Consider the following 13296-nt stretch of genomic DNA (forward strand, 5'->3'; position numbering starts at 1 on the left):
ATGCTCTTCTTCAAGTTAATCAATTCCAGCTTCCGGCGTAACGGCAAGGTCTACGGGCCCTATCTGCTGGCGTCCAGCATGCTCGTAGCGATCAACTACATCTTCGCTGCAATCAGTGTCAACTGCAGTCTCCACCACCTGTCCAGCAGCGCGGCGACCACAGCAATGATCAACATCAGTGCTAATTTCATCCTCCTGGTCACCTTCGCCTTTCTCCTGTACGTCAACCGTTTCCTCTGGCAGCAACGCAGCAGCGAGCTGGGCCTCTACAGCATGCTGGGGATGACCAGCCATAACCTGGAGCTGCTGACCATTATTGAGAAATGCTACCTCTTTATCGGCAGTATCATCTGCGGGCTCATCACCGGGGTCATCTTTGAGCGGCTCGCCTTCCTGGGGCTGGGCCGCCTCCTGAAGGTTCATAGCCTTAAGCAGCCCTGGATTGAACCGGCCGCTCTGGCGCGGACGACCCTGTACATGGCCGGCTTCTTCGTCATCCTGATGGCAGTTGACCTGGTCAAGCTCCACCGGCTCAATCCCAACCAGCTCTGGCACACTACTACACGATCACCCCGGCGGCACGGCTGGCTGTTTACGGTCATGGGCATGCTGGGAATTATCCTCCTTGCCGGGGCCTACTACCTCACTCTGACCACTAAGCCCCGCATCTCCGCGTTCAGCAACTTTATGACTGCCGTCCTGCTCGTAGTTGCCGGCACCTACCTGCTCTTCATTGCCGGAAGTGTCCTTATCCTCCGCTTCCTGCAGCGCCGGAAGAAGTTTTACTACCGGCCACGCCACTTCATCGCCATCTCGGGGATGCTCCAGCGGATGGAACAAAACGGGGCCAGCCTCGCCACCATCTGCCTGCTGTGCTCGGCCGTCCTCGTCGCCCTCTTCAGCTCCATTTCCCTCTACGCCGGCATCGGCGATTCGGTCAACCGCTACGTCCCCAAAGACGTGGTCATGATCACCAACCAACCACTGTCTGGAGAGCAGCAGGGCACCATCAAACGGGTGGCTCGTAACCACCACGTTAAAGTATTTGATCAAGATAGCTACCAGGCCACAACGCCCCAGAATGGTTACTGGCGGGGCCAGCGCTTTATCAACCAGGGCTCCCTGGAACACATGACCAAGGACACCACCAGCTCCATCATCTTCGTCACCAGCCGGGAGTACCGCCAGATGACTGGCAAGACGGCCCAGCTCAACGATCACCAAGCCCTGGTCTATTCACCGGCCAAGCAGCACACCGGAAAGCTCACCATCGCCGGGCACCATTACCAGGCGAAAAGCCTCCGCCAGCTCAGCTTCGCCTTTAACCCCGAGCACTCCATCTACGCGCCAGCCTTCATGATCGTCAACCACCTGCCGGCCGGAATACCGACGATGAACGTCACCAGTTTCCGTTACCGCCTGAACGGTTCGGAGCATCGGCACATGCAATTTGAAAACGACCTCCAAGTCCACCTCCAGCTCACCAATAGTCAGGTAACTGGGCGGTACAACATCCACTACCTGTTCAATAGCCTGTACGGGGGCCTGGTGTTCGCCGGGATCCTGATCAGTCTGGCCCTGGGAATCACGACCACCATCGTCATCTACTTCAAGCAGATCTCTGAAGGATACGCCGACCGGTACCGCTTCAAGACAATGCAACAGGTCGGCCTCAGCGAGCGTGAAACCGCCAAGAGTATTCACAAGCAGGTGTTGATGGTTTTCATGCTGCCAATCGTTGGCGCCATCATCAACCTGCTCTTCGCGATGCCAGCCATCAAGCAGATCATGACCCAGCTGAGTTTCTACAACCTCCCACTGATGGTCACGGTTGCGGGATCGATCACCTTGGCCCTCTTAGTCATCTACCTGCTGATCTATGGCCTGACCACCCGGATTTACCACCAGATCGTCGACGGCATTCATTAATTTTTAACGTCCACTGCTATCACAGCTGGTGGACGTTTTTGATGTAGGCAGATAGATATTGATTGACTTCCATTGGCAACCAGGTTAGAATATTGCTAACAATAAATAAGTGTTAAATAAAAAAGGAGTGGTCCCAATGTTAAAAATCGCAAATTCAATTCATCCGTGGTCCACTAGCTGCTGTTGTTAATCATTTGGTGCCTGCCCCAGTTCTCGCTGGGGCCCTTTGGCTTACCCTCTTTTTGATTAACAACAGCTTTTTTAGTGCCTAAATAACAATGAATTGAGGTGATAAATTATGGCCACTCCCCAGATTAAGATTGGGATTCTCAACCTGATGCATGATAAGGTCGATACCCAGAAGCGGTTCACGAACGTCTTTGCCCATACCGCCTATCCGGTTGAACTGACCTTCCTGTACCCGCAAACCCATTACCGCGGCCGGGCGGTTCCCGACCTGATCCAACAGATTTCACAACCACTCGACCTTAACCGGGTCAACGAGTTCGACGCTTTCATCATTACCGGGGCCCCAATCGAGCAGCTCAACTTCAACGATGTTACCTACATCGATGAAATCCGCCACCTGATCGATCAGCTGGTTAGGTTCGACATCCCACAGCTCTACATCTGCTGGGGAGCAATGGCCGCTGCCAACTACCTGTACGGGATCGAAAAGCACCGGCTGCCAGAAAAATTATTTGGAATCTTTCCTAGCCACATTGTCAACCAGGGGCCGCTGCTGGCGGGTCTGCCAGATGGTTTCTTAGCTCCCCACGCACGATACGCAGAGCTGGACCACCAGCAGATCATTGACCATCCCGACCTGGTCCTTGAGGCTACCACCATCGATGATGATCTCTTCTCCTTCCGCGCTCCCAAGTACCAGCAAAGTTTCTTGTTCGCTCACCTGGAATACGGACGGGAAGCCCTGCTGAAGGAGTACCGACGGGAGAAGAACGCCTACCCGGATCGAGAGTACGCCAAGCCGCAAAACTACTTCCTCGACCCAATTCACATGAAGGGGCCGCAGTTCAAGTGGCAACCGGCCCAGCACATCTACTTCGACAACTGGTTGCAAACCGTTGTCCACAACCTGCAAAACAAGCAATTAGTAAAGGAGTAATCAATCATGACTAAAATCGTTAACTCAATCACTGACCTGATCGGTAACACCCCGATCGTTAAATTAAACCGCGTTGTTCCTGAAGATGCCGCCGATATCTACGTTAAGTTGGAATTCTTCAACCCCGCTGGTTCCATCAAGGACCGGATCGCCCTGGCAATGATCGAACGGGCGGAAAAGGAAGGCAAGCTGACCGCCGGTGGTACCATTGTGGAACCAACCTCTGGTAACACCGGGGTCGGCCTGGCAATGGTCGCTGCTGCTAAGGGCTACCACCTGGTAATCACTATGCCGGAAACTATGAGTGTAGAACGCCGTAAGTTAATGCAGGGGTACGGGGCTGAATTGATCCTCACCCCTGGTGCTGACGGAATGAAGGGCTCCATCGCTAAGGCCGAAGAGTTGGTTAAGGAGAAAGGCTACTTCATGCCAATGCAGTTTGAAAACCCGGCTAACCCGGCCATCCATGAGGCAACTACGGGAGCCGAAATCATCGCCGCCTTTGGCAAGGACAACCTGCCAGATGCCTTTGTTGCCGGGGTTGGTACTGGTGGTACCCTGACTGGGATTGGCCACGCCCTCAAGAAGGCTAACCCGGCTACCAAGGTTTACGCCCTGGAACCTGCCGAATCACCACTCCTCAAGGAAGGTCACGGCGGCAAGCACAAGATTCAAGGAATCAGTGCCGGCTTCATCCCGAAGGTGCTCGACAAGGATGTTTACGACGGGATCGTCGAGATCAGCAGTGATGACGCCATCGCCACGGCCCGGGAAGTGGCCCACAAGGAAGGAATCCTAGTAGGAATCTCCGCTGGTGCCAACATCAAGGGCGCGATCGAATTGGCTAAGAAGCTGGGCAAGGGCAAGAAGGTCATCACCGTTTCCCCAGACGGCGGTGATCGTTACCTGTCCACCGATCTGTTCAACTACTAATTGTCAGAACTAAAAAGAAGCAGAAGCCACGATTGGCTTCTGCTTCTTTTTTACATTTAATAACTAAAGAATTGGGGAGAGCAGACGGGAGAAGTACTGCTTGAACTTCCGCCAGTTGGACTGCTTGGCAAAGTACTCCGGCGTCAGCAGGGTACTCTTCTCCATGTCGCGTTCAAAGGCCGCTTTTAATTCAGCCGTGAGTTGTTCACTGTAGGCAAAGGCGTTGGCCTCAAAGTTAAGCCGGTAGCTCCGGTAATCCTGGTTAGCCGAGCCGACCGAGGCCAGGTTGTTCCCGCTGACCATCGTCTTGGCGTGGATAAAGCCATTATCGTACTTGTAAACCTTTACTCCATTGTTGACCAGGTACTTAGCGTAGTACTCCGTGGCCCGGTAGACGAAGGGATGGTCCGGCATGCACGGGATCATGATCCGCACGTCGATCCCGCTCCGGGCGGCAATCACCAGCGACTCCAGGATCGGCTCGCCAGGAATCAGGTATGGCGTCTGGATGTAGACGTACTTGCGGGCCGAGCTGATGATCGACTCATACCCCCGTCGGATCGCAAAGTTATCGTTGTCGGGACCCGAGGAAACGATCTGCATTGCCACGTCCTCTTCATCCGTCGGTTGCTCCACCTTGAAGTTCTTGAAAGGTGCTGTCAGGTCAATCCGCTGCTTATCAGTTTTGCGACAGGTTGTATTCCAATCCATGCCAAAACGAACCATCAGCATCATCGCCGCCTGACCGACAATCCGGAGGTGGGTATCACGCCAGTAACCAAACTTAGGGACGGTCCCCAGATACTGGTCACCGATATTGAAGCCGCCGATGTAGCCGATCTGTTGGTCAATCACCACGATCTTGCGGTGCAGGTGATAGTTCAGCCGCGGGGTCGTAATCCGCTTGTTGGACTTGGAGTTGAAGGGCTGGGCATCCCCGCCCAGCTCCTCAAGGTGGGCGAAGAAGCGGTAGGTCGTTCCTCGGGACCCGCTCAGGTCATAGAGCACCTTGACGGTCACGCCCCGCTTGGCCGCTGCCTCCAACGCTTTCAGGACCCGTTTCCCCAGATCATCCGCATAGAAGGTATAAAACTCCACGTAGACCTGCTTCTCTGCGTGGTTGATATCATCGATCAGCTTATCAAAGAGCTGGTGGCCATCGGTGAAGACGTGAACCTTGTTATTAAAGGTAACCAGGGCCCGATCGAGGCTCAAAGAAAGGCTGATCAGCTGCCGGGCCCGGGCCAGTTTACCACTGGAAACCAGGAACTGGTGGCCCCGAACCCGTTTCTGTTGCCGCTCAACCAATTTCTTACCAAAGGCCTCCTGCTCGGCCCGGATAGTGAAGATATCGTCGCTCGATAGCTTCCGGCCCACGAACAGGTAGATGATAAAGCCGATCACCGGAAAGACCGACAGGACCAGGAGCCAGGCCCAGGTTGAGGCGATGTCACGCCGGGTCCGGAAGACCGTCCAGATTGCAAAGCCAATGTTAATTAACCACAGGACTTCGATGATGCGCCGCACGACGTCCCATGTCCAAACAATATTCATTGTTGCTCCCCCTCAATGTAAACTGCTCCTTATTATATATCAGCCCATCACTAACAATCTACACAGATTGGGGAAATGCTATAATATTCGTAATAATTTTCAAGGAGGGACCGTCATGATCAATGCGCAACAGATCAGCCAAAAGCTGCAGGAACAGGGAATTCCCTTTCGAACCATCAGCCACCTCGCCGTCTTTACCGCTGAACAGGCTGACCGCTATGTTCGAGAAGAAAATTTTGTCCGCACCAAGAACCTCTTTTTGACCACCAATAAGCATAACCATTACTACCTGGTCCTGATTGAGGAACACAAGCGTTTAGACACTAAACGCTTTCGCCAGCTGACAGGGACGCCGCGACTGACCTTCGCCTCCCCCGCCGAACTACAGGAAAAGCTAGGGCTCACTCCAGGAAGCGTCTCGCCGTTTGGTCTCTTGAACAACCGCGACCATGACGTCCAGCTCTTCGTCGACCGGGACGTTGCTACCGCCGCCTCCATCGGCTGCCACCCCAATGACAACACCATGACCACAATTCTGGCTACCGGCGACCTCCTGCGTTTCCTCAGGCAGGCCGGCTTCTCAGTGCAGGTGATTGGCCGCTAGCGCAGGATATCAATCAGGTTCTTGTTGGCCGCCTGCCGCGCCGGCAGGATACCGAAGATCAAACCCACCGCGGCAGAAGTCCCAAAGGCCAGCAGGAAGGCGGTCATGGTAATGTGGGCATGGATGTGGATGCCGCCACCGATCGAATGGGACAACAACGGCGCAATCAGGTGGGCTAGCCCAGCACCGCCCAGGAAGCCCAGCAGGCCCCCGGTCACTGTCAGGGCCACAGCCTCAACCAGGAACTGCATCATGATGTTGGCTGGGGTCGCCCCCACTGCCAGACGGATCCCGATCTCCTGGGTCCGCTCCGAGACTGAGATGTACATCATGTTCATCACCCCAATTCCGGCGATGAAGAGTGAAATAGCAGCGATGAAACTGATGAACTTCGTGATGATGTTCATCTGGGAGGAGAACTGCTTCAATTCCTTTTCCATGTCCTCATACTGGTAGCTTCCCTGATTGGCCGCTGTTCCGTTCTTCTTCAGGTATTTGGCAACCCGTTTGGAGATCCGACCGGCATCGGTCCCTTGGTCAAAGGTCAATTTGATTGTATCCCCTTGGTTAACGGCGTCCCCCTGGTAATAGAGGTCAGCGGGCAGGAGAAGGCCGGCTCCATACTTGTTCTGGTCACCATCCAGCGAGTATTCGGCCTGGTTCTTGTATACCCCCACGACCTGGTACGTCGTTGTTCCCACAGTCACCGTGGTCCCCAGGGCATTCTGGGCCGTCCCATACTGCCGTTTGGCCAGCGAGAGCTTCATCAGGGCCACTGCCTGACCTGTCGCCAGTTCATTTGCTGATAACGATCGGCCCGCCACTAGCTTGATTGCAGTGGTGGGCTTCTTTAATAGGCTGACGGTGACGTTCTTGGTGACGTCGCCAATGTCGGCGTGGGTATTGAGGTTAGCGGTCTCATGCTCGATCCGCACCCGCTTGATCTCACCGCCAAATTGGTTGTCAATGTTGGTAAGGTCCTGCTGGGTGAAGCCGTTGACCGTTGAGTTTTCATTGTCCGGCAGGTAGTAAATCTCGGTCGATTGCTGGCCCTGTTTAGTATTATTGCCAAACTTGTCATACATCGTCTGGGTAATTCCGTCCCCAATCCCCATGATCGTGATCACCGCTGCAATCCCAATCATGATCCCGATGATCGTCAGAAAACTGCGCTTCTTATTAGCCCGCAGTGAGCGCAGGGCTGTTCGTAATAGTTCACTTATCCGCATCTTGTGCCCCCTGGCTGTCGCTAACGACGCGCCCATCGATAATCTTCACAACCCGCTCACACTGGGCCGCTACATGTGGGTCATGGGTCACCATGATAATCATCGTCCCCTCGTCCTGGTTGAGACGCTTGAAGAGGTCCATGATCTCCTGACTGGTCTCCGTATCCAGGGCCCCGGTCGGCTCATCAGCAATCAAAAAGTGCGGATGACCGATAATCGCCCGGGCAATCGAGACCCGCTGCTGCTGGCCACCGGACATGTTCTGGGGAAGTTGATCTTCATACCCGTGCAAACCGACCTGGTCAAGCACCGCCGTCACCCGATCACTGATCTCACGGCGCTGGTGACCAGCATACAGGAGCGGCAGGGCCACATTCTCCGCCACGGTAGCCTCCCGGATCAGCTTGAAGTTCTGGAAGACGAAGCCGACGTTCTGGTTGCGCAGGCGGGAAAACTGCTTGCGCGTGTAATTATGGATCGGCTGCCCCTCATAAAAGTAGGTGCCGGTGAAATCATCGTCGAGGAAGCCGATGATATTGATCAACGTAGACTTCCCGGAACCGGACTCCCCGATGATCGCCACAAACTCCCCCTGGTCGACCGTCAGATTGATGTCATGCAGGACGTGAAAACGCTGGTCACCCTGGCGATAGTACTTATTGATGTTGGTCAGTTTAATCATCTTGATCAATCCTTGTATTGTTCTTCAGGCGCTGACCGGGATCGGTAACAATCCGGTCGCCCGCATCAACGCCGTCCGTAACCACGTAGTAGTTATTGACTGTGTGGCCGCTGACGTTCACCGCCCGGGCGCGACCGTCCTCAACCACAAAGACGCGCCCGTGCTGAACCGCTGACTTTGGAATACGGACACCGTCCTGGGCGATAAAGGCCTTGGCTGTCTGGCCCGCCATGAACTTGTCCGCGTTGAGGTTGGCGGTGACCTCATACTTGCTATTATTGCCGCTGTTTCTAGTTGGTACCTTCGCCAGGTAGGTCACCGGCGTCGTCTCGGTCCGGTTTGTTGCCAAGACCTTCACATGCAGGTTGGTACCATTGTGCAGCTTAGCATAGTCATATTCTGATACCTGACCCGTGAACTGCAGGCTATCCGAATAAAGGGTCACCACTGGCGCCCCCTGCTTGGACTGGTCGACCGTAACATAACCGGCGTAGGGGGCGGTCAGGGCCTGGTTCACCTTGCTATTGGTATTATTCAAACGATTCTGGGTTGCACTGACACTGGCCTGGGCATCGGCATAGGCATTCCGGGCCTCAGTCAGTTGACTCTGCAGGTCGCCTTGTTCATTAGGATCCGCCCCGTTCAGCTGTTGCTGCAGGCTGTTGATGGTCTGCTGCTGGGACCTTACCTGTTGCTGACTCTTGGTAAGGTCGCCCTGCAGTTCAACAGCACTGTCCTGACTATCCTGGTCGTGCATTGTCAGGATCGTTTCCCCCTGGGTAACGTGGTCGCCGTTTTTAACGTTCAGGTCCTGCAGTTTCCCCGCCGGCAAGGAGAGCACCTGAGTCTGTGTCGGTTCCACCTTCCCGGTCAGGGTAAAGTCGGCCTGACTGGTAACCCGCATTGTGTGATACTTTGGCCGGTCTGCCTCCTCATTATTCATTCCCCGCACAGCGACAATGACAATCACAACGATTAGGATCGCGCTCCCCAGCATTAGCCACCGTCGCCGTCGCGTCGCCAGCAGGCGGAAGCGGCGGTTGCTTCGGCTATCCTTTTGCTCACTCATTCCTTCTATCCTCCCAATAATTATTTGTTAGAATGTATCACACCCATAATAAATAGCGCAAGAGCCAAAAATCATCCGGGAAATATTTCCTGGGTGATTTTTTATCGAGGTATTTTATCAAGTATTTAGATTAATGCAAGGCAGTAAAGAAAGTGATGAATCCAAAGAAGATTCCTGGGAAGTTGGCGACAAACACGGCCCAATCCCGTTCACTCTTAAACCAGGCGTAGATTGACCAGAGGGTGCAGTTCACCCCGGCAACAAACGGTTGTAGTGGTGCACAGTAAGCGCCATGAAGGTTGTTGATGATCTGTGGGATGTATGAAACGTACATGCAGACAGCGATAACACTAGCAATAACACTCAAAACCCGGATAAATTTTGTTTCCTTCATAATTCTGTTCCCCTTTGTGCTTATTTTTCTATTGAGGTACCCAATTAGTTTGTAGCGGCCTTCAATGCCAGAGCAAAGTCACCGATCGTGGCGGACCCATTGTTCTGGGCCAGTGGCATCGTGATGTATTCATCCACGTTGCCAACATCGACGTAGTTGTTCAGGAGCTTCTTGAACTCACGCCGCACCTTCTTCAGGAACTCTTCGCTGACGACCCCGCCACCGAAGACGATCTGGCCGGGACGGAACATCAGAGTGGCGTCCAAAGCAGCCTGGGCAACATAGTAGGCCACGATGTCCCAGACGTGGTCCGTCAACGGAACATCCTGCCCCTTCTTGCCGGTCCGAGCTTCGAAGGTTGGTCCAGAAACCAGGCCTTCCAGGCAGTCGCCGTGGAATGGGCAGATACCCTTGAAGTCCAGGTCATCGGGGTGCCGCTTTAAGCGGGTGTGGCCCATCTCGGGGTGGCCGAGCTCACCGACAAACTTGCCGTCAATCACGGCTCCGGCCCCACAACCAGTGCCGACCGTGTAGTAGACCAGGGAGTTGATCCGCTTGTTGAACAACGTTGAGAGGACGTACTCCCCATAGGCTGAACCATTAACATCCGTGGTCCAAGCGATCGGGATGTTAAAGTGCTTCTTGAATGGACCGACAAAGTCAGTATCCGCCCAGCCCTTCTTAGGAGTGTTGGTGATGTAACCGTACTTTGGCGAGCTCCGCCGAATCTCAATTGGACCGAAAGAAGCAATCCCAATGGCGGATAATTCATCCTTGTATTGATCAAACCAATCAATGCACTTTTGGATAGTTTCCTCTGGTGTCGTAGTTGGGATGTGAATGGAATCCTTGATCTGGTAGTTGATGTCGCCGACCGCGCAGACAAACTTGGTCCCACCGGCTTCAATACTTCCTAATAACATATTGTGGTCCTCCTTAGTTGTTCTTATCCATTTCAGCACGTAATTTCTTGCCAATCTCTTCGTAACCAGGCTTGCCCAGCAGGCCGAACATGTTGACCTTATAGGCTTCGACACCCGGTTGGTTGAATGGGTTGATCCCATTCAGGTAACCGGAAATCCCCATGGCCACTTCAAAGAAGTAGATCAGGTAACCGAGCGTGTACTCGTTTTCCTCTGGAATGTGGACGGTCATTACCGGAACACCGCCAGCCGTGTGGGCCGCGACAACGGCTTCGTAGGCCTTGGTGTTGGCGAAGTCCATCGTCTTGCCTTCCAGGTACTTCAAGCCGTCCAGGTTGTCGTCCTCACTTGGAATTTCAACATCGTAGTTCGGCTTATCCAGCTTAACCACGGTCTCCATCAGGAAACGTCGGCCTTCCTGGATGTATTGACCCAGGGAGTGGAGGTCGGTAGTGAAGTTAGCACTGGATGGGTAGATGCCCTTGTGATCCTTCCCTTCGGATTCCCCGGCCAATTGCTTCCACCATTCGGCAAACATCCGCATGTTCGGTTCGTAGTTTTCCAGCAGCTCAGTTTCGTAGCCCTTCCGGTAGAGGATGTTCCGGTAAGCAGCGTATTGGTAGGCCTCGTTCTTGGTCAGGTCGGGATCAACGAAGTCTTTCTCAGCCTGAGCGGCACCGGCCATCAGTTGGTCGATGTCAGCGCCGGAAGCGGCGATTGGCAAGAGACCCACTGGGCACAGGACGGAGTAACGGCCGCCGACACCATCTGGGATCACAAAGGATTCGTAGCCATTGGCATCCGCTTCGGTCTTCAGCGCTCCCTTGGCCTTATCGGTCGTCGCGTAGATCCGCTTGTTGGCTTCTTCTTGGCCGTACTTTTCAATCAGCTTCTTCTTGAAGATCCGGAAGGCAATGGATGGCTCCGTCGTCGTCCCAGACTTGGAAACAACATTGACAGAGAAGTCCTTGTCGCCGATCAACTGCAGCAGGTCGTGCACGTAGGTGGAGCTCAGGGAGTTCCCGGCAAAGATCACCAGCGGGTACTTGCGGTCCTTAGCACTCTGCGCCTGGTAGAAGGTGTTGTGCAAAAAGTCGATTGCCATCTGGGCCCCCAGGTAGGAACCCCCGATTCCGATGACGACCAGGATGTCGGAGTCGGATTGGATCTTCTTGGCTGCGGCCTTGATCCGGGCAAACTCGTCCTTATCGTATTCCGTTGGCAGATGGAGCCAGTCACGGAAGTCCGCGCCGGCACCGGTGCCGTTGCGAAGTTCATCGTCGGCGGCGTTGACCATTGCCTGCATCTCGCCTAATTCATTGTCATTAACGAATTGCTTTAAGCCTTGCTTATCTAATGAAACATGCGCCATGATAAAATCCTTCTTTACCAAATATTATTTTGAAGTTCTTCGAAAACGCTTTCGTATTTCAACGGTTATTATGATAGCGCTTTCTACTTTTTGTGTCAACCGGTTGACACAAAAAATTTTTTATACAATAAAAAAAGAACAGCACTAGGCTGTTCCTCCATCTAATATTTTCACTGGCAGCATCGTCGAGGTTACCTTCTCCCCATTCATCCGGGATTGGAGCATCTCAACCGCTGTTGCAGCCATCTGATTAATTGGTTGCTGAATTGTTGTTAACTGTGGTAATAAGATCCGGGTCGCGTTGGCCCCATCATACCCGACCACTCGCAGGTCTTCGGGGATCAGGTGTTTGAACTCCCCGGCAATGTTCATGATCAAACCGGCGTTGGTATCATTATCTGCAAAGATCCCGTCCACTTCCGGGTGGTCCTCAAAAAGCTGGCGAATAATCTGCCGCTTTTTCTCGACCGGATCATCGAAACTGATGTGGTACGTGATCGGCGTCTGACCATGTTCCCGCAACAGGTCCTCGTAGGCTAACCGCCGCTCGTGGTTGGGCGTCGGAATGTCTTCGGGATAGTTAGTGTGGATAATGTGATGACAGCCATCGTCTAACAGGCGCTGGGTAGCCAGCAGGCCCCCGTTATAGTTATCGGAAGCCACCACCGGAACGTTACGGCTAACGATCTGCTCGATTGAGATGATCGGCAGAGTGGTGCGTTGGTACTCGCTGATCGCCTGGTTGTGGGCCCCCACAATGAGGCCATCGACCTGGCGGTTAAGGAGCTGGCGCAAGAAGCTGCGTTCCTTCTCCGGATTGTTCTGGCTATTTCCCATCAGGACCTTGTAGCCACGCCGGTACAGCTCATTTTCCAGGGCCGACTCGAGCTGACCAAAGAAGGGATCGTCAATGGTGGGGAAGATCAGCCCCACCAGCTTGGTTTCCTGCTTATACAATTGGCGCGCGATGGCGTTAGGACGATAATTAAGCTTCTCCATCGCCTGCTCAACCTTGGTGATCGTCTCATCGCTAAGGTAGCCGCGGCGGTTGAGGACTCGTGATACTGTCGTTTTGGAGACGCCGGCTTCTTTAGCGACGTCATCTAGCTTGACTGGCTTTTTGGCCATAATTTTCACCCGATTTTAAAGAATTATCTTTATTATAACATTTTCCAATTCACGAGGAGGTAATGACAATGGATAACAAAGAAGTTATAAAGCGTTGGCGCGAGGCAAAAGTGATCGGGAACATCGCTACGATCGCCTGCCTGATTATGTACGCCTCTTATATCGATCAAATTGTTCTCAACTTCACTGGACACCCGGTATCACCCTTGCAGCCAATCTGCGCCGCCATCAACGCCTCCCTGTGGGTTGCCTATGGCTGGCTTAAGCCTGACAAGGATTGGCCGGTCATCATTGCCAACTTTCCCGGAATTATCTTTGGTGCCATTACCTTTATCACCGCGTTTGTCCACTAG

At 53.6% G+C, this 13296-nt stretch carries 13 protein-coding genes; 5 read left to right on the forward strand and 8 right to left on the reverse strand.

All coding sequences use genetic code 11. The features are described 5' to 3' along the window. From QOS10_RS04000 to cysK, 3 genes are all read left to right on the forward strand, one after another. Positions 1 to 1929, forward strand: coding sequence for an FtsX-like permease family protein (locus QOS10_RS04000; RefSeq protein ID WP_283593877.1), 1929 nt, complete (start codon positions 1 to 3; stop codon positions 1927 to 1929). Positions 1930 to 2227: 298 nt separating this feature from the next. Beyond that, positions 2228 to 3055 carry a homoserine O-acetyltransferase/O-succinyltransferase family protein gene (locus QOS10_RS04005; RefSeq protein ID WP_283593878.1) on the forward strand — a complete coding sequence of 276 codons (828 nt, stop codon included), beginning with the start codon at positions 2228 to 2230 and terminating at the stop codon, positions 3053 to 3055. Positions 3056 to 3061: 6 nt separating this feature from the next. Then, positions 3062 to 3988 (forward strand): cysteine synthase A, encoded by a 927-nt coding sequence (gene cysK, locus QOS10_RS04010; RefSeq protein ID WP_283593879.1) that lies wholly within the window; start codon positions 3062 to 3064, stop codon positions 3986 to 3988. Between the two features lie 63 nt (positions 3989 to 4051). On the opposite strand, the gene cls is transcribed toward cysK, so the two are convergent. Then, positions 4052 to 5542 (reverse strand): cardiolipin synthase, encoded by a 1491-nt coding sequence (gene cls / locus QOS10_RS04015; RefSeq protein WP_283593880.1) that lies wholly within the window; start codon positions 5540 to 5542, stop codon positions 4052 to 4054. A 115-nt stretch (positions 5543 to 5657) separates the two neighbouring features. Here cls and QOS10_RS04020 point away from each other — a divergent pair, with 115 nt between their 5' ends. Beyond that, a complete protein-coding gene (locus QOS10_RS04020; RefSeq protein WP_283593881.1) occupies positions 5658 to 6146 on the forward strand; it encodes a prolyl-tRNA synthetase associated domain-containing protein in 489 nt (162 codons plus the stop codon). On the opposite strand, the gene QOS10_RS04025 is transcribed toward QOS10_RS04020, so the two are convergent. The 7 genes from QOS10_RS04025 to QOS10_RS04055 form a co-directional block, all read right to left on the reverse strand. Continuing rightward, on the reverse strand, positions 6143 to 7375 hold the full coding sequence (locus QOS10_RS04025; RefSeq protein WP_283593882.1) for an ABC transporter permease: 1233 nt from the start codon (positions 7373 to 7375) through the stop codon (positions 6143 to 6145). The two genes, QOS10_RS04020 and QOS10_RS04025, sit on opposite strands and share 4 nt — an antisense overlap. After that, positions 7362 to 8057, reverse strand: a complete 696-nt coding sequence (locus QOS10_RS04030; RefSeq protein WP_283593912.1) for an ABC transporter ATP-binding protein — start codon at positions 8055 to 8057, stop codon at positions 7362 to 7364. The genes QOS10_RS04025 and QOS10_RS04030 overlap by 14 nt, the downstream gene beginning before the upstream one ends. Beyond that, positions 8050 to 9126, reverse strand: a complete 1077-nt coding sequence (locus tag QOS10_RS04035) for an efflux RND transporter periplasmic adaptor subunit (protein WP_283593883.1) — start codon at positions 9124 to 9126, stop codon at positions 8050 to 8052. Before QOS10_RS04035 ends, QOS10_RS04030 begins: the two co-directional genes overlap by 8 nt. A gap of 130 nt (positions 9127 to 9256) precedes the next feature. After that, on the reverse strand, positions 9257 to 9520 hold the full coding sequence (locus tag QOS10_RS04040; RefSeq protein WP_283593884.1) for a SemiSWEET family transporter: 264 nt from the start codon (positions 9518 to 9520) through the stop codon (positions 9257 to 9259). Positions 9521 to 9564: 44 nt separating this feature from the next. Beyond that, entirely contained in the window at positions 9565 to 10443 is an 879-nt protein-coding gene (gene scrK, locus QOS10_RS04045; protein ID WP_283593885.1) for a fructokinase ScrK, read from the reverse strand. A 13-nt stretch (positions 10444 to 10456) separates the two neighbouring features. After that, a complete protein-coding gene (locus tag QOS10_RS04050; protein ID WP_283593887.1) occupies positions 10457 to 11815 on the reverse strand; it encodes a glucose-6-phosphate isomerase in 1359 nt (452 codons plus the stop codon). Positions 11816 to 11959: 144 nt separating this feature from the next. After that, entirely contained in the window at positions 11960 to 12943 is a 984-nt protein-coding gene (locus QOS10_RS04055; RefSeq protein ID WP_283593889.1) for a LacI family DNA-binding transcriptional regulator, read from the reverse strand. Positions 12944 to 13011: 68 nt separating this feature from the next. Between QOS10_RS04055 and QOS10_RS04060 the strand changes: the two genes are divergently transcribed. Beyond that, a complete protein-coding gene (locus QOS10_RS04060) occupies positions 13012 to 13296 on the forward strand; it encodes a SemiSWEET family transporter (RefSeq protein WP_283593890.1) in 285 nt (94 codons plus the stop codon).

The sequence above is a fragment of the Limosilactobacillus galli genome, from assembly GCF_947381495.1.
GTDB classification, from domain to species: Bacteria; Bacillota; Bacilli; order Lactobacillales; family Lactobacillaceae; genus Limosilactobacillus; species Limosilactobacillus galli.